The organism is Rhodococcus sp. 077-4 (assembly GCF_047782425.1).
Lineage (GTDB): Bacteria > Actinomycetota > Actinomycetes > Mycobacteriales > Mycobacteriaceae > Rhodococcoides.
Genome location: NZ_JAJPWC010000001.1, coordinates 1,583,264 through 1,599,972 on the forward strand (window position 1 = coordinate 1,583,264; position 16,709 = coordinate 1,599,972).

A 16,709-nucleotide genomic window follows, 5' to 3' on the forward strand; every position below is an offset into this window, starting at 1 on the left:
GAGTTGACGCCGAACGTGTTGTAGCCTGGTCGACGGTTCGGATCACGAGTGCTTGCACCTGTGCCCGCACCGCCCAATCAAGTTCTACCCAAGACCGTTGGTCACCGCCTTCTCGAGGATTCACTTCCGGGAGTTGCGCGGTTGAAGGTCCGAGATCGCATCGGACGGCCCACGCAGGAGAACGAGGTAGGGAACCTGTATGCAGCCCTTGCGGTTGCCCGCTCGTTCACGCCCCGTGTGCTTCTTGCGCCGGGGCGTTCGTCGTTTTCCGGCCCTCTCGCGATCGACACAACTTCCCACGAGAGGAGGCGAAGTATGGCAAAGCCCGAAAAGGTCTCAGCAGTATCGGAGATCACCGAACAGTTCAAGGGTTCGACGGCTGCCGTCGTCACGGAATACCGTGGCCTGTCGGTGTCCGGTCTGACTCAGCTCCGGCGTGCGCTCGGCGAAGGTGCCACGTACTCCGTCGCCAAGAACACCCTGGTCAAGCGCGCAGCAGCCGAGGCTGGCATCACCGGCCTCGACGATTTGTTCGTCGGACCGACCGCCATTGCATTCATCAAGGGCGAGCCGGTCGACGCAGCGAAGGCCATCAAGGCTTTCGCCAAGGACAACAAGGCCTTGATCGTCAAGGGCGGCTACATGGACGGCGCAACGCTGTCCGTGGACGAGATCAACAAGATCGCAGACCTCGAGTCGCGCGAAATCCTGTTGGCCAAGCTCGCCGGCGCCATGAAGGGCAACTTGTCGAAGGCTGCAGGCCTGTTCAACGCTCCCGCATCGCAGTTCGCGCGTCTGGCGTTCGCGTTGCAGGAGAAGAAGGCTGCCGGCGAACCCGCCGCAGCCGAGGCACCTGCAGAAGCAGAAGCACCGGCGGAAGCTCCCGCCGAAAGCTGATCCGCTGGTATTGGCGAACAGCTCAGCTCCACACCACCAACACCAAGTCGCGGATCAGCGACCAGGTACTTACAGGAAGGACCCGCCACCATGGCGAAGCTCAGCACCGAAGAATTGCTCGACCAGTTCAAGGAGCTCACCCTCCTCGAGCTCAGCGAGTTCGTGAAGGCATTCGAGGAGACCTTCGAGGTCACCGCAGCCGCTCCCGTCGCAGTTGCAGCAGCAGGCGCAGCCGGTGCTCCGGCTGAGGCCGCTGAAGAGCAGGACGAGTTCGACGTCGTTCTCGAGTCGGCCGGCGACAAGAAGATCCAGGTCATCAAGGTCGTCCGTGAGGTCGTCTCCGGCCTCGGCCTGAAGGAAGCCAAGGACCTCGTCGAGAGCGCTCCGAAGGCAATCCTGGAGAAGGTCGCCAAGGACGCAGCCGAGGCTGCCAAGGAGAAGCTGGAAGCTGCCGGCGCGAAGATCTCCGTCAAGTAAGACCGCTTCTGTGCAGTCGTACTACGCGCTCTGAAATCGAAGAGCGAGTCCAGGGGCCGTTCCCACGTGTGTGGGGACGGCCTCTTTTCTGTGTTTCGGGTGTCGCCGCATGACTCGTCGTTGTGATCGGTCACGGAGTCCGTCGGATTGCGTGACACCCGCTCTGCGTCACTGTTTACTCGACCTCGCCGAAGTCCGAAGCGTTCCGAAGGGCTTCGGATGTGATCGCTTGTGGCTTGTCACAGCAACGCAGGGCAGGGACTTGTCACAGTTCTGGCGAGTCTACGACCGTGTCGAGTGAGATGAGCCACACTGATGCAAGCTCTCCAGCCCGACTCGGGGAAGTTCTTACTGGGCGGTAAGCTCCCGTGTCGGTGCGGACACGTGCATGGGATACAGTGACGCAACCCACATCTGGGTCGATGTGTACGAATTGTGGAGGTCAGCGTGGGAGTCGAGGTTTCGGTCGAGGGATTGACCAAGTCTTTCGGTGTACAGAAGATTTGGCAGGACGTGACGTTGACCCTGCCGAAGGGTGAAGTCAGTGCGCTCCTCGGTCCTTCCGGTACCGGTAAGTCGGTCTTCCTGAAGTCTCTGATCGGTCTCCTGCGTCCCGAGCAGGGCAAGATCTTCATCGACGGCACCGACATCCTGCAGTGCAGCTCGCGCGAGCTCTACGAGATCAGGAAGCTGTTCGGGGTGCTGTTCCAGGACGGCGCACTGTTCGGCTCGATGAACCTCTACGACAACGTCGCGTTCCCGCTGCGGGAGCACACGAAGAAGTCCGAGTCCGACATCCGCAAGATCGTGATGGAGAAGCTCGAACTGACGGGTCTGCTCGGTGCCGAGGACAAGCTGCCCGGCGAGATCTCCGGCGGTATGCGCAAGCGCGCCGGACTGGCCCGCGCTCTGGTACTCGATCCGGAGATCATTCTGGTCGACGAGCCGGACTCCGGCCTCGATCCTGTTCGTACCACCTACATCTCGCAGACTCTGATCGACATCAACGCCGAGATCGACGCCACGATCCTGATCGTCTCGCACAACATCAACCTGGCTCGGACGGTGCCCGACAACATCGGCATGCTCTTCCGTCGCCAGCTGGTGATGTTCGGTCCACGTGAGGTGCTCCTGACGAGCGACGAGCCGGTGGTCAAGCAGTTCCTCAACGGAACGATGATCGGCCCGATCGGCATGTCGGAGGAGAAGGACGAGGCGCAGATGGCCCAGGAGCAGGCGATGGTCGACGCCGGTCACCACGCCGGTGGCGTCGACGACGTCGAAGGCATCGTGCCGCAGATGAAGGCGACTCCCGGTACCCCCGTGCGCCAGGCCGTCGGGCGCAGGCAAGAGCGCGTGCGTCAGATCATGCACACGCTGCCGCACAACGCGCAGGTCGCCATTCAGGAAAGCCTCGACACCACCGATCCCGGTCAGCGTTACCCCGCCTACGCAGATCAGCAGCAGGGTTACGACCAGCAGGGCTACGACCAGCAGGGTTACGACCAGCAGGGCTACGACCAACAGGGTTACAGCCAGCAGGGTTACGACCAGCAGGGTTACGGCGGACAAGGTCATGATCAGCAGGGCTACCAAGCTCCAACACAAGGTCGGGGTCAATAGCAGACATGGGGGGATCGAAGAAGTCCGCGTTCGCTCCGGCGAACGCCGCTCTGACACAAGCCGGCAATATCGTCGAACTGTTCGTCGAGGTGGTTCGGAACACGTTCCGTAGGCCGTTCCAGTTCCGTGAGTTCATCGAGCAGGCCTGGTTCATCGCCAGCGTCACGATTCTGCCGACAGCACTCGTCGCAATCCCGTTCGGCGCGGTCGTGTCGCTGCAAACCGGATCGCTCATCAAGCAGCTCGGTGCCGAGTCGTTCACCGGTGCGGCCAGCGTGCTCGCGGTCATTCAGCAGGGCAGTCCTATCGTGACCGCGCTGTTGGTGGCCGGTGCTGCCGGTTCTGCCGTCACCGCAGACCTCGGCTCGCGCACCATTCGCGAGGAGATCGACGCGATGCGGGTTCTGGGCATCGACCCGGTTCATCGTCTGGTCGTTCCGCGAGTTCTCGCGATGATTCTTGTCGCTCTGTTGCTCAACGGCCTGGTATCGGTCGTCGGCATCGCCGGCGGCTACTTCTTCAACGTGATCCTTCAGGGCGGTACGCCCGGTGCGTACCTCGCGTCCTTCGGAGCGCTGGCGCAGCTACCCGATCTCTATGTCGCAGAAGCCAAAGCGGCGATCTTCGGACTCATCGCGGGCATCATCGCCTCGTACAAGGGACTCAATCCCAATCCCGGACCCAAGGGCGTCGGCGAGGCAGTGAACCAGACGGTGGTCATCACGTTCCTGCTGCTCTTCTTCGCCAACCTCATTCTGACCCTGGTGTATCTCCAGGTCGTCCCAGCGAAGGGAGCGTAACCGCGATGACGATCGCAAGAGGTCGCGGTGACCGCACACTGATGCGCGTCAAGCGCGTCGGTAATGCCCCGCTCAACGTGCTCGACCGCGCAGGCGAGCAGATGTCGTTCTACCTGCGGGCCATCGGGTGGATTCCCAAGACCGCAGTGCACTACAAGAAGGAGGTGCTCCGCTTGCTGGCGGAGGTCACCTTCGGCAGCGGCGCGCTGGCCGTCATCGGTGGAACCATCGGCGTGATCGTGATGATGTCCGGTTTCACCGGCATCGTCGTCGGCTTGCAGGGCTACGCCGCACTCGAGCAGCTGGGCAGCTCGGTGCTCACCGGCTTCCTGTCCGCCTACGTCAACACTCGTGAGATCGCACCGGTCGTCGCAGGCCTGGCGCTCTCGGCCACCGTCGGCTGTGGTTTCACCGCCCAGCTCGGTGCGATGCGCATCTCGGAGGAGATCGACGCTCTCGAGGTGATGGCAGTGCCGAGCGTGCCGTTCCTGGTGACGACGCGCATGATCGCTGGGTTCGTCGCCGTCATCCCGCTCTACATCGTCGGACTGCTGGCGTCGTACGTCGCCTCCCGAGGAATCAGCACCATTTTCAACGGGCAGTCGTCGGGGTCCTACGACCACTACTTCAACCTCTTCCTACCGCCGGAAGACGTGTTGTATTCGTTCCTGAAGGTGCTCATATTCGCCTTCGTGCTGATCATGATCCACTGCTATTACGGCTACCACGCGTCCGGCGGACCTGCCGGCGTCGGTGTGGCGGTAGGCCGTGCCGTTCGTACCGCGATCGTCACGATCGCCGTTCTGGACTTCTTCTTGAGCCTTGCCATTTGGGGCACGACCACCACAGTGAGGGTTGCGGGATGATCGACTCGCCGTCGCGACTGAAGCGAGTACTGCTCGGTTTGGCGTTTTTCCTGGTACTCATCCTGTTCCTGGGATGGAGCATCACCTCCTACAACAAGACGTTCAAGTCAGTGGTGAACGTCAGCCTCGAAACCGACTCGGTCGGCAACGCCTTGCCGCTCAATGCCGATGTCAAGGTGCGCGGAATGATCGTCGGCGAGGTGCGCTCGGCGTCCACCGTTGACGGCGTCGTCACCTCGCAGCTCGCCATCGACCCGGACAAGGCTCCGCTGATTCCGTCCAACGTGACTGCGCGGTTGCTACCGAAGACGCTGTTCGGTGAGCGCTACGTCTCGCTGATCCTGCCCGAGAACGACTCGGCATCGCCGATCACCGACGGCACCAAGCTTCGACAGGACGTGAGTGGAAACGCCATCGAGGTCGGGCAGTTGCTCGATGGCCTGCTCCCACTGCTGCAGGCGATTCCGCCGCAGGATCTCGCCAACACCCTCGGGTCGCTGGCGCAGGGCCTCAGTGGAAAGGGCGAGCAGCTCGGGCAGACGATCGACAATCTGAACAACCTCGTGTCGGGTCTGAACACGGAGCTGCCGAACATTCAGCAGACGTTGGTCGGGCTCGCGGACTTCTCCCAGACCTACGCAGACGCCGCGCCCGAGTTGATCTCTGCGCTGGACAATCTGCGGACGACGGGAAACACCGTGGTCGAGCGGCAGTCCAGCCTCGAAACGCTGTACGGCTCGCTCACCTCGGCCTCCTACACGACCGCGGACTTCTTGCAGACCAATTCCGAGAACCTGATCGGACTGGCCGCGAACTCCCGTGAAGCCCTCGAACTGCTGGCCGAGTTCTCTCCGACCTTCGGCTGCACCTTCACCCAGTTCGCCGAAGGTGCCAGGCGCGGCAAGATCGTGCTCGGCGAGGGCGACGAGTACCCCGGCATCAACGTGTCCGCATCGTTCGTCAACCCGAAGGGCCGTTACTTGCCGAACCAGGACGAGCCGCGCTTGTTCGACGACCGTGGGGCCACGTGCTTCCAGCCCGCAGCGCCGGGGGAGTTCTTCCCGCAGTATCCGGGAGGCTCGGTCAACGACGGGTCCTACCAGGTTCCGACGCGCAACCCGGGCCCGCAGGTGATCGAAGGACAGGGACCACCCAAGTCGGCTCAGAGTTCCATCGTTCCTGCCGTCTCCGCATCCGCGCAGCCTGCGAGCTACGAAGGATCGGACTTCGAGCGTGACACCCTCGCCGTGATCTACGGACAGGCGAATGGTGTTGCACCGGAAAGCATCCCGTCGTGGGCCGCCGCTATCGGCGCACCGGCACTGAGAGGAGTGGAGGTGACCGTGCCATGAGAGGACTTCTCGCGCCGATCATCAAGTTGGTTGTGTTCGCCGTGATCACGATCATTGCAACGGCCACTCTCGCCTTCACCATCGCGAACTCCAGCGGTGGCGGCGGCACCAAGTTCTCGGCGGTGTTCACCGACGTCACCTCACTCAACGAGGGCGACGAGATTCGCATCGCCGGCGTTCGCGTGGGCCAGGTCGACAAGATTCAGATCGCCAACGAACGCGAAGCGAAGGTCGACTTCACACTGAGCAATCGCGATTGGCTCCCGGCCGGTTCGACGGCAACCATTCGGTTCCGGAACCTCGTCGGCCAGCGCTACATCGCCATCGAGCAGGGCTCGGGCGACCAGGGCCGCAAGATCACCGAGGGAGCGACCATTCCCTTGGAGCGGACCAAGCCTGCGGTGAATCTGACCACGCTGTTCGACGGCTTTCGGCCGCTGTTCACCACGCTCAGCTCCGATGACGTCAACAAGCTCTCGTACCAGATCATTCAGGTGTTCCAGGGGGAGTCGGGCACCATCGGTGAGCTCGTGAGCAACACGGCAACCCTGACGAACACCGTCGCCGACAAGGACCAGGTCATCGGCCAGGTCATCACCAATCTCAACAACGTGTTGGCCACGGTCAACCAGAACGACGGCCAGCTCGACAGTCTGATCGTCAACACTCAGCAGCTCGTCTCCGGCCTGTCGGCCGACCGTGACGTCGTCGGCTCCGCCGTCACTTCACTCGCCGGTCTGACCAACGCCACCGCCGACCTGCTCGAGCCCACCCGGCCGTCGATCCAAGGATCGGTGACCGCGTTGAACACACTGTCCGAAACCATCAACCGCCGAAGCGACGACGTCGACACGGTCCTCGGAATCCTGCCGAACAAGCTCGACAAGTTGATCCGCACGGCTCAGCAAGGATCCTGGTTCACCTTCTACCTGTGCGGCATCGACATCGTCGCCGGACCGGGTAGCTCGCCGAATCTGAACCTGCCCACCGGGCTTCCGACCGTCAACCAGCCGCTGTACACGAACTCGGCAGAGCGCTGCAGAGCTGGGGGTATCAAGCAATGAAATCTCGTCGTAGTCCGGCCACCATCGGCGCACTGGGCATCGCAATCGTCCTGCTCGCCACGATGTCGGTCTTCTTTCTCGACCGGCTCCCGATCATCGGTGCGGGTTCGGTGTACACCGCCGAGTTCAGTGAGGCGGCAGGTCTCAAGCCCTCCAACGAGGTCCGCATTGCCGGCGTCAAGGTCGGCAAAGTGACCGACGTGCGCCTCGAAGGCGATCGGGTTCTCGTGGACTTCACAGTTCAGGACGCCTGGGTCGGTAACGAGTCGCGGGCAGCCATCGCGATCAAGACTCTGCTGGGCCAGAAATATCTGGCGCTCGACCCGAGCGGACCGGAGACACTGAGCCCCAAGGACCCGATCCCGCTCGAGCGCACTACGTCCCCGTACGACGTCATCGACGCATTCTCGGACTCCGCTGCGGTCATCAACGACATCGACACCGACCAGCTCGCCACGAGTATGCGGACGCTGTCCGAGGCGTTCTCCGAGACGCCCGCGAACATCCGTGCATCGCTCGACGGCGTGACCCGGTTGTCGCAGACAGTGGCCAGCCGCGACGCAGAGCTGAAGAAGTTGTTCGAGGCGACCGGCGAGACCTCCAAGGTGCTGGCCGACCGAAACGAGCAGTTCAACAAGCTGATCACCGACGCAGGTCCGCTTCTCGAAGAGCTCAACAATCGGCAGCAGGCCATCTCGCAACTGCTGACCGGTACTCAGCGTGTCTCGCAGCAGCTGACCGGCCTGGTTCGTGACAACGAGGCCACTATCAACCCGATGTTGCAGCAGCTCAACGGCGTCATCGAGATTCTGCAGCGCAACAACGACAACCTCGACCGTGCTTTGAAGCTGTACGAACCGTTCATTCGGCTGTACACGAACGTGACCGGCAACGGTCGATGGCTCGACATCGCACTGGCCAACATCGCACCTCCCGGAGTTCCGTTGATACCTGGTTACCGTCAGCCCTCCAACGACATGCGGGTGGGGAACTGATGACCGAGACTCAGGCAGCACCGAAGAACACGAACAAACTGGCGATCATCGCCGTCGTCGTGGTCGTCGCGCTGGTTCTGGCCGTCGCAGGCTGGTGGCTGTTCACGAGGGCAGGCACGACCAAGATCACGGCGTACTTCGACAAGTCGGTCGGTATCTACTCCGGCTCCGAGGTGCGCGTGCTGGGCGTCAAGGTCGGCACCGTCGAGTCCGTCACGCCACTCGGTGACGACGTCGAGGTCGTCCTCCGCGTCGACCGCGGGGTCGATATCCCGGCCGACGCCAAGGCCGTACAGGTCAGCCCGTCGCTCGTCGCCGATCGTTACGTCCAGCTTTCGCCCGTCTACACCGGCGGCGACACCATGGCCAGCGGCACCACGATCGACCGCGACCGCACCGCCACACCCGTCGAGGTCGACGAGCTGTATTCGTCGATCAACGACCTGTCCAGGGCTCTCGGTCCCGACGGCGCGAACAAGGACGGGGCTCTCACCGACCTCGTGAACACCGGAGCTGCCAACCTCGACGGCAACGGTGAAGCGTTGGGCAACAGCATCACTCAACTGTCGGCCGCCGGCCGCACGCTGAGCGACTCGCGCACCGACGTGTTCGACACGATCAAGAACCTGCAGACCTTCGTCAGTGCACTGGCCGTCAACGATCAGCAGGTGCGCAATTTCAACACCCAGCTGGCCGACCTGACCGGTTTCCTCTCGGGACAGCGCGAAGATCTCGGAGCAGCGCTGAATCAGCTCTCGATCGCGCTGGGCGACGTGGCTACGTTCGTCGCGGACAATCGGACCGAACTGACCGATGCCGCAAACGGTCTCGTGGTTCCGACTCAGACGCTCGCCGACAACCGTGAGCAGCTGGTTCAGACCCTCACGTTGCTGCCGCTCGCGATCAGCAACCTGGTGAATTCGTACGACGCAGAGTCGGGCACGCTGGCCTCGCGCGCCAACCTGAACGACGAGACCCAGGATCCGCTCGGTACCGTCTGCCGGCTCCTCGATCTCGGCAAGCTGGTCCCCGGTGATCCGCGATTCGAGGCGCTGGGCGCGCAGATCCAGCCGATCCTCGATCAGTGCTCCAACATCACCGACATGATCCAGGCTCCGATCCGCGACCAGAACCGGATCGTACTTCCGTTCGGTGTCCTGTCCAACGACATCGAGCAGAACGTATCGGTGCCGGGCACCGTGCCGGGCGTCGTTTCACCCAGGCTCGGAAACAGCTCCATGCCCGGACTGGAGCAGTCGTACATCGGAGGTGGGGGTCAGTGAAAACCTCTGTGAATCGGAATCGAGTTCGCGTGAAACGTTCGTTGGTCGTCGGAGCCGGAGCGTGTGTGGTGGCCCTGTCCGCCGGAGCGTGCTCGTCGGCAGGCATATACGCCGTCCCACTGCCAGGAGGCGCCGATGTCGGTGACAACCCGTTCAACCTGACGGTTCAGTTCGACGACGTGCTGGACCTGGTTCCGCAGTCGACCGTCAAGGTCGACGGTGTGGCTGTCGGCCGGGTCGACTCCATCTCCGTCCCGAACGAGGGATGGACGGCCGACGTCAACGTCATCCTGAACTCGGACGTCGATCTGCCTGCCAATGCGATCGCATCGGTACAGCAGACCAACCTGCTCGGTGAGAAGTTCGTGCAGCTCTCGGCGCCTCCCGGTGACGAGGCCGCGTCGCGTCTTCAGGACGGCGACACCATCCCGCTCGATCGCACGCGCCACGCCACCGACATCGAGCAGGTCCTCGGCGCACTGTCGTTGCTGCTCAACGGCGGCGGCGTCGGGCAGCTCTCGCCGATCATCAAGGAATTGAGCACTGCGTTCGACGGTCGCGAAGGCAAGACCAAAGAACTTCTGCAACAAGCGAACACGCTGATCGACGGTCTGAACCAGCAGCGTGACGACATCACCCGGGCCATCGACGGTCTCGATACCCTCAGTGGCCGCGTCAACTCGCAGACCGACAAGATCGACGCAGTTCTGAAGGACCTGCCGATCGCCACCGAGGTTCTCGAGAAGCAGCGTCCGCAGCTGACCGAGATGCTCGGAGCGCTCGATCGCCTCGGCACCGTCGGCACCGACGTCATCGACCGGTCCAAGGACGATCTGATCGCGGACCTGCGAGCACTGCGCCCGACGCTCCAGGCCTTGGCCGATTCGGCGGACGACGTGGTGACTTCGCTCGCGGTGGTCCCCACGCTGCCGTTCGCCGATGGCACCGAGAAGATCATCGAGGGCAACTCCGCCAACCTGTTTCTCTCGCTCGATCTGTCGATCGGAACCGCGTTGCGCAACTTCGGTGTCGGCGAGGGCGATCCGGTCTACATCCAGCCCAAGTACGGCAACACGTTGCCCGTCGTAGACCCGTCGAATCCGTATTACAACGGAAACGGACCGCGACCGGGCTGGCCGACGATCTCGCTGCTGCCTTTGCCGCCGATCATCCCGTCACCTGTTCCCGGCCCGGGAGCGCCTGCGAACGAGCAGGCGGCGGCGGCTGCTGCGCCTGCACCGTTCGACCCGTTGGCACCGTTGAACGATCTGCTCGAGCGATTCGGAGTTGGACAGTGAGATCGAAACTTGTTCGCTTTCAGTTGGTCGCGTTCGTCGTGGTCGCCGTTCTGGGATTGATCTTCGTCGGTGGCAAGTACGTGCGCCTGGACAACATGCTCGGGTTCGGGCAGTACCAGGTCGACCTGAATCTCGCCGATTCCGGCGGAATCTTCTCCAACGCGGAGGTCACCTACCGAGGTGTTCCGGTCGGAACCGTCGGGGATCTGGAACTGACGCAGGACGGCATCCGGGTCGCGCTCATGCTCGACAACGGTGGCCCGGATATTCCGGCCGACACCAAAGCCGTTGTGGCCAACAGGTCCGCGATCGGCGAGCAGTACGTCGACCTGCAGCCCGAGACCGATCAGGGCCCGTACCTGGTCGACGGTTCGCAGATTGCGCAGGCCGATACCGCCACGCCCGTGCCGGTGGAGGACGTCCTCGCCAACACGAACACCCTCGTCAGGTCGGTTCCGTTGGAGAATCTGACTCGGGTCGTCAATGAACTCGGAGTTGCGTTCGACGGCAAGGGCACAGATCTCGCGTCACTCGTCGATTCGCTCGGAAACATCTCCGAGGCAGGCAACGAGGCGCTGCCGCAGACGCTCGCGCTGGTACGTGATGCGGTGCCGGTGCTGAACACACAGTCCGAGCAGTCGGATCTGATTCGTGAATTCAGCACCAGCCTCGATCAGGTGACCGCTCAGCTGAAGTCCAGTGATCCCGATATCCGTCGCCTGATCGATACCGGTACAGCGGCAGGCGATCAGCTCGGTGGGCTGATCACCGACGCCGGTCCCGCACTGACCACCGATATCAACAACCTTGCGTTGGTTGCTGCTCAGGCCGAGCCGCGGTACGTCGCGCTTCGTCCGTTCCTGACGTTCCTGCCTGCTCTCGGTGCAGGCATCTCGACGATCGTCCCCGGTGACGGCACCATTCACCAGGGTCTGCTGCTCGAGACCAACAATCCACCGCCGTGCACGGTCGGCTACGAAGGTAGTCAGGCAATTCTCGACGAGGAGAAGCGCAAGAATCCGAACTTCGATCCGACTCGGGAGAACTACCCGCTGAACCTCGACGCGAACTGCGCGACGCCGCAGGGCAGCGTGACGGGTGTGCGTAGCGCCAACCGCATCGTGTTCGCCGATCCGGACGTGCCGCAGCCGTGGGACCTCAAGCCCAAGGTCGATCCCGAGAAGCTGAACCTCAACCCCATCGCCACCCAGTTGGCACCGCTGATCGGCGTCACGCCGAAGTAGAGGAATCGGTGGAACTGCTGCTCAGCAATGCCGTCGGGCCGAGAGTGGTTCGGCCGGATATTACCGAGTAGTAGGGTGGAAAGTGTGAACTCGAGCACCGAAGCCCTGGAGTCCCCAGCGACTCCAGGGCGCAACAACACCGCAAAAATTCTCTTTGGCGTCGTCACGGCGATTGCCGTGGTTGCTCTCGCAGCGGCAGTGTTCTTCGGTTACGGCTGGGGCAATGCACTACTGAGCCAGAAGCCGACCGCGGACACCAGGGACGCGGCGCTGACCGGCGCTCAGCAAGCGGCCGTCAACCTCAACACGGTCGACGCGGCCAACATCGATCAGTCGTTCGACAACATGAAGTCGTCCATCACCGGTGACCTGATGCTCAACGACCTCGAGCAGACTCGCTCGGGCATCACCGATCAGGTTCGACAGTCCGGTGCCAAGAGCGAGGCCGAGGTCTTGCACGGAACGCTGACCGAGCTGAGCACGGACGAGAACACCGCCACCGCTCTGGTGGTCATCGCGACCACCACCACGTGGCCCGACCGCACCGAGCGAAGCAAGCTGACGATGCGTCTGGCCATGGAAGAGGTCGACGGGGTGTGGAAGACCAACAAGGTCGATCCCATCGGTTCACGGATTTCGCTCGACAACCCGAGCACCAACCCCGTCATCCCGACCGAACCTGGCGGCCCCGCCGATCCGAATGCGGCCGACCCCAGTACGGAAGCGACGCCGGCTCCTGCGCCGGACACCGGCGGCAACTGAGATATCCGGCAGTGCCGTCTTTTCCGTCTGTATGAAGTGAGTTTCGAAGGAGTTCTTCCAGTGCCTCCCCAGCGTCGCAAGATCGTTCCACCCACCACCACCAGCAAGGTTCGCCGCAAGGTGGCCGGTACCGGAAAGCCGACCGTTCAGGGCACGGAGTCGACCGGAACCGAGGGATCTCCGGTGACCGATACGACGGCAATCACCACAACGCCGCCCGAGAAGCCGGTGTCGGCCGAGCCCGCCGCCGACAAGTCGGTAACCGAGAAGCCGATAACCGAGAAGCCTTCGCTCGACAAACCTGCCGCCGACAAGCCTGTGACCGAAAAGCCTTCGCTCGACAAGCCTGTGACCGAAAAGCCTTCGCTCGACAAGCCCGCAACAAGCGGCCGTCCGTACGCCGCATCCTCGTCGGGGATCGGCTACAAGCACGTGATCGTCGTTGCGATCATTGCCGTGGTACTCGGTGCGTTCGCTGCCATTGCAGCGTTCAAGCCTTTCGCCACGATCGACGATGCGGCCTGGGTGGATTCCGCGGCTACACAGGAAGTCACCTCGGCCGCGACCGATGCGCTGCAGACCCTGTACACGTACAAGGCCGCCACGATCGACGCCGATTTCGATGCCGCCCGTGCTGTGCTCAACCAGTCGATGCTCGACGAGTTCAACTCCACTGCTGAAACCACGAAATCTGCTGTGGTGCAGACGAATACGGGAACCGAAGCTTTGGTCACCGATATCGGCGTCTCGCGGCTGGAGGACGACAAGGCAGAATTGATCGCCAACGTGAACATCAGCGCCACGCAGAACGGCGTCGCGTCGGGCAGTGCGGAGGGCCCGTTGACGGTCAACATGGAGAAGGTCGACGGCACCTGGAAGCTGTCGGCAATCGACGACCAGTAGTAGCGGGTACCAGCTCGAGTCGGTACAAGAGAGCCCCGTTCGACGCAGAATCTCTGCTCGGACGGGGCTTTTTCGTGCGCTTTTCGCCCATCTGCCACCGGCTTCCCACCGAGTTACCATCGCGTTTGCGTCCTGGCTTGGGACGAGCCCTGGTTGTTCGGGACAACCATTTCACGCTCGACAGCCAGGGGTGGATCCGATGAAAACGGAGCATGCTGGTCATGACTGACACAACTGTCGATGTATCTGTGTTGCAAACGCGGTCCGGGCGATCGGGCTACGCCGAGAACGTCAATCCCGAACTGTATCGCCTGCTGTCTGCATTGAACCTGGATCGTGAGTACGTTCGCGGTGACGGGACGGTGTTGTTCGACGCCTCGGGCCGCCGCTATCTCGATTTCGCCGGCGCGTACGGCGCTCTTCCGTTCGGGCACGGTCCGACTCCGATCTGGCAGGCGGTCAACGATGTTCGGTGCAGCGGGGAGGCGATTTTCGTGCAACCCTCGGTGTTGAGCGCTGCGGGTGAGTTGGCAGATCGGTTGGGGCGTATAGCTCCTGACGGATTGACGCGAACGACGTTCGTCAACAGTGGTACCGAGGCTACGGAGGTGGCGCTCAAGATCGCGCGAGCGCACACCGGACGGCTGGGTGTTCTCACCACCGGAAACAGTTTCCACGGCAAGACTCTCGGGGCCTTGTCTGCAACGGGAAATATCAAGTACCAGAGCGGTTTCGGTGCTCCGGTGGAAGGCTTCGATCACATCGAGTTCGGTGATGCGGACGCGCTCGACGCGGCCCTGGCCGCGGCGCCCGGGCACTATGCGGTGTTCTTGGTGGAGCCGATTCAGGGTGAGGGTGGAGTGGTGTGTCCACCCGATGGTTACCTGCGTCGGGTGCGGGAGATCTGTGATCGGCACGGGGTGCTGATGGCGCTCGACGAGGTGCAGACCGGGCTCGGCCGGACCGGCAGGATGTTCGCGGCGGAGCACGAGGGTGTGGTGCCGGACATTCTGACCGTGGCCAAAGCGCTCGGTGGCGGCATCGTTCCGGTAGGAGCTGTGCTGTGTGCGCCGAGGCTGGTGAACGAGAGTTTCGCGTTGCGCCACACGTCGACGTTCGCGGGCAATGCTCTGGCGGCGCGGGTGGGTATCGCGGTTCTCGACGAGCTGACTCGGGACGACTGCGCGGTGGTGGAAAATGCGGCTGTTCTGGGACGGCAGTTGAAGAACGACCTGAGTGCGCTGGCCGAGAAGTATCCGTCCGTGGTCACCGAGGTTCGTGGGCGCGGTCTGCTGCTCGGTATCGAGCTCAGTGCGGACGTCAACATGGTCGGGAGACAGTCGCTGCTGGGATCGATTGCCGATCAACACAATCTGACCGTGGTGATCTGCTCGTACCTGCTCAACGTCGAGGGGATCCGAGTGGCTCCGACTCTGTTCGGCAACAGGGTGATTCGGATCGAGCCGCCGCTGACGGTGTCGGCGGTGCAGTGTTCACGTTTGGTCGCAGCATTGGATCGAGCGTTGGGGTACGCGGCGGTGGGGGACATGGACGGACTGTTCGGGCACCTGCTCGGGCGTCCGACCGTTGCCACTCCGCCTGCGCTCGAGGCGCTGCGTCCGGGCCGGACGCCCGATATTGCTGTGCGACCGACGGATCGACGGTTCGCGTTCATTGCGCATCCCCTCGATCTCGGGTTCTTCGCTGCGTTCGATCCGGCTCTCGAGGTGTTCGACCATGCCGAGCGGCTGGATCTGCTCGAGCGGTTCGCGGCGTCGACGTCCGAGCTCGAACCCGCCTCGTTCGTCATCGGCAGTGGCCGGGTGGTCGGGGGAGGGGACGCGACGGCTCACGGTGATCTGATCGGGCTGCCGTACACCTCCGAGCAGTTGTTGCATCTGTCGACCGAGCGGGCGCTGCGAGTGGTGGGTGGTGCCGTCGAACTGGCGATCTCGCGCGGGGCCACGGTCGTCGGGTTGGGTGGGTACTCGTCGGTCATCACTGGGAACGGGTTGGGCCTCGGCGCGACGGCTCGGCCGATCACCACCGGCAACACGTTCACCGCTGCGGCCAGTCTGCGGGCTGTTCGACGCGTGTGCCGTGAACGCGGCATCGATGTCGCGAGGGCTCGGGTGACGATTCTCGGTGCTGCCGGGGCGATCGGGCGAACGATCGGCAAGCAGTTGGCCGGCGAGGTGGGCAGTATCGTGCTGGTCGGCAGGCAGGGGGAGAGCTCGGTCATCGCTCCCAAGCTGTGGGCGGCCGCGCAGGAGATGGTGGCGAGCGCTCGGGTCGGTTCGGGTTCGGGAGATCTGGCCGCTGCCGCGGACGCGGTCGACGGCGATCTGGACGATCTGATCAGGTCGCGTCATGTCGAGTTCTTCACAGATCCTGTTGCTGCGGTGCATGATTCGCTGATCGTCATCGCGGCCACGTCGGCGCCGCACGCGCTGATCGATCCGACGGATCTGATGGAGGGTGCCATCGTCTGCGATGTGGCGCAGCCGCCGAACATCGGCCGGGACGTGCGTAGTGAGCGGCCGGACGTGACGGTGTTCGACGGCGGCATCGTGCGGGTGCCGTCGGCTTCGGATTTCGGGTTGACCTACGGGTTGGCTCCTGGTCTGACATACGCCTGCATGGCCGAGACGATGCTGATCGCGTTGTCGGGTGAGTTCGGACTGCGCAGCATCGGCACCACTCTCGACGGTGACAGCGTCGAGCGGTTGGGCGAGTTGGCCGACGTTCACGGCTTCGCGCTCGCCGAGGCCACGCGGTGGCGCGAGGGCACCCGGTAAGTCGGCAGGGGCGGGGCGCACGCCCGGTGCGTCCCGCCCCGACCGGACGGGTCTCGAGAAAACGGATGGGGCCGTCCCTCTTGACGAAGGCGGCGGCACGGTTCACTCTTGTCGTCAGGAGCACCCCCAGTAGTTCCGGAAGCACAGTGGTTTCGGAAGCGCAGTAGTTCCCGAAGCACAGTGGCATCGGGCGCGAAGTCGGACCGGAAGTCGTGGCGACACGCTTTCGTCTTCTCAGCGCATGATCGGACCCCGGGTGCTACTTTTGATGCCCCCGTTGCGCTGCGCGCACATTTGGGGTATCTTTGGACGTTGCGCTGGCTGCCTCCTGTCCACCTCTCGATCGC

General features: G+C 63.2%; 14 protein-coding genes. All 14 read left to right on the top strand.

Translation table 11 applies throughout. The features are described 5' to 3' along the window. Nucleotides 1-315: 315 nt before the first annotated feature. Nucleotides 316-897, top strand: a complete 582-nt coding sequence (gene rplJ, locus ACNEOT_RS07875; RefSeq protein WP_317565728.1) for a 50S ribosomal protein L10 — start codon at nt 316-318, stop codon at nt 895-897. Nucleotides 898-987: 90 nt separating this feature from the next. Beyond that, nucleotides 988-1,374, top strand: coding sequence for a 50S ribosomal protein L7/L12 (gene rplL, locus ACNEOT_RS07880; protein ID WP_032380460.1), 387 nt, complete (start codon nt 988-990; stop codon nt 1,372-1,374). A 447-nt stretch (nt 1,375-1,821) separates the two neighbouring features. Next, nucleotides 1,822-2,997, top strand: coding sequence for an ABC transporter ATP-binding protein (locus ACNEOT_RS07885; RefSeq protein ID WP_415973329.1), 1,176 nt, complete (start codon nt 1,822-1,824; stop codon nt 2,995-2,997). Nucleotides 2,998-3,002: 5 nt separating this feature from the next. Then, nucleotides 3,003-3,797 carry an MlaE family ABC transporter permease gene (locus tag ACNEOT_RS07890; RefSeq protein WP_037191254.1) on the top strand — a complete coding sequence of 265 codons (795 nt, stop codon included), beginning with the start codon at nt 3,003-3,005 and terminating at the stop codon, nt 3,795-3,797. Between the two features lie 5 nt (nt 3,798-3,802). Beyond that, nucleotides 3,803-4,663: an MlaE family ABC transporter permease gene (locus ACNEOT_RS07895; RefSeq protein WP_135041184.1), complete on the top strand. Its 861-nt coding sequence runs from the start codon at nt 3,803-3,805 to the stop codon at nt 4,661-4,663. Beyond that, entirely contained in the window at nt 4,660-6,015 is a 1,356-nt protein-coding gene (locus ACNEOT_RS07900; protein WP_415973330.1) for an MCE family protein, read from the top strand. The genes ACNEOT_RS07895 and ACNEOT_RS07900 overlap by 4 nt, the downstream gene beginning before the upstream one ends. Continuing rightward, the gene (locus tag ACNEOT_RS07905; RefSeq protein WP_415973331.1) at nt 6,012-7,079 is read left to right on the top strand and encodes an MCE family protein; all 1,068 of its coding nucleotides are present in this window, start codon (nt 6,012-6,014) and stop codon (nt 7,077-7,079) included. The genes ACNEOT_RS07900 and ACNEOT_RS07905 overlap by 4 nt, the downstream gene beginning before the upstream one ends. Then, nucleotides 7,076-8,074: an MCE family protein gene (locus tag ACNEOT_RS07910; RefSeq protein WP_415973332.1), complete on the top strand. Its 999-nt coding sequence runs from the start codon at nt 7,076-7,078 to the stop codon at nt 8,072-8,074. Before ACNEOT_RS07905 ends, ACNEOT_RS07910 begins: the two co-directional genes overlap by 4 nt. Next, nucleotides 8,074-9,357 carry an MCE family protein gene (locus tag ACNEOT_RS07915; protein WP_415973333.1) on the top strand — a complete coding sequence of 428 codons (1,284 nt, stop codon included), beginning with the start codon at nt 8,074-8,076 and terminating at the stop codon, nt 9,355-9,357. Before ACNEOT_RS07910 ends, ACNEOT_RS07915 begins: the two co-directional genes overlap by 1 nt. Before the next feature lie 29 nt (nt 9,358-9,386). Further along, on the top strand, nt 9,387-10,655 hold the full coding sequence (locus ACNEOT_RS07920; protein WP_415973334.1) for an MCE family protein: 1,269 nt from the start codon (nt 9,387-9,389) through the stop codon (nt 10,653-10,655). Then, a complete protein-coding gene (locus ACNEOT_RS07925) occupies nt 10,652-11,899 on the top strand; it encodes an MCE family protein (protein ID WP_415973335.1) in 1,248 nt (415 codons plus the stop codon). The genes ACNEOT_RS07920 and ACNEOT_RS07925 overlap by 4 nt, the downstream gene beginning before the upstream one ends. 84 nt (nt 11,900-11,983) lie before the next feature. Continuing rightward, on the top strand, nt 11,984-12,661 hold the full coding sequence (locus ACNEOT_RS07930) for a hypothetical protein (RefSeq protein WP_415973336.1): 678 nt from the start codon (nt 11,984-11,986) through the stop codon (nt 12,659-12,661). A 60-nt stretch (nt 12,662-12,721) separates the two neighbouring features. Continuing rightward, nucleotides 12,722-13,564 (top strand): hypothetical protein, encoded by an 843-nt coding sequence (locus tag ACNEOT_RS07935; protein ID WP_415973337.1) that lies wholly within the window; start codon nt 12,722-12,724, stop codon nt 13,562-13,564. A 221-nt stretch (nt 13,565-13,785) separates the two neighbouring features. After that, on the top strand, nt 13,786-16,362 hold the full coding sequence (locus ACNEOT_RS07940; RefSeq protein ID WP_415973338.1) for an aminotransferase class III-fold pyridoxal phosphate-dependent enzyme: 2,577 nt from the start codon (nt 13,786-13,788) through the stop codon (nt 16,360-16,362). The last annotated feature ends 347 nt before the right edge of the window (nt 16,363-16,709 follow it).

Coding starts and splice junctions, on each gene's coding strand:
- ACNEOT_RS07915 (WP_415973333.1), top strand. CDS start 8,074: ATGACCGAGACTCAGGCAGCACCGAAGAACACGAACAAACTGGCGATC.
- ACNEOT_RS07910 (WP_415973332.1), top strand. CDS start 7,076: ATGAAATCTCGTCGTAGTCCGGCCACCATCGGCGCACTGGGCATCGCA.
- rplJ (WP_317565728.1), top strand. CDS start 316: ATGGCAAAGCCCGAAAAGGTCTCAGCAGTATCGGAGATCACCGAACAG.
- ACNEOT_RS07905 (WP_415973331.1), top strand. CDS start 6,012: ATGAGAGGACTTCTCGCGCCGATCATCAAGTTGGTTGTGTTCGCCGTG.
- ACNEOT_RS07900 (WP_415973330.1), top strand. CDS start 4,660: ATGATCGACTCGCCGTCGCGACTGAAGCGAGTACTGCTCGGTTTGGCG.
- ACNEOT_RS07940 (WP_415973338.1), top strand. CDS start 13,786: ATGACTGACACAACTGTCGATGTATCTGTGTTGCAAACGCGGTCCGGG.
- ACNEOT_RS07895 (WP_135041184.1), top strand. CDS start 3,803: ATGACGATCGCAAGAGGTCGCGGTGACCGCACACTGATGCGCGTCAAG.
- rplL (WP_032380460.1), top strand. CDS start 988: ATGGCGAAGCTCAGCACCGAAGAATTGCTCGACCAGTTCAAGGAGCTC.
- ACNEOT_RS07890 (WP_037191254.1), top strand. CDS start 3,003: ATGGGGGGATCGAAGAAGTCCGCGTTCGCTCCGGCGAACGCCGCTCTG.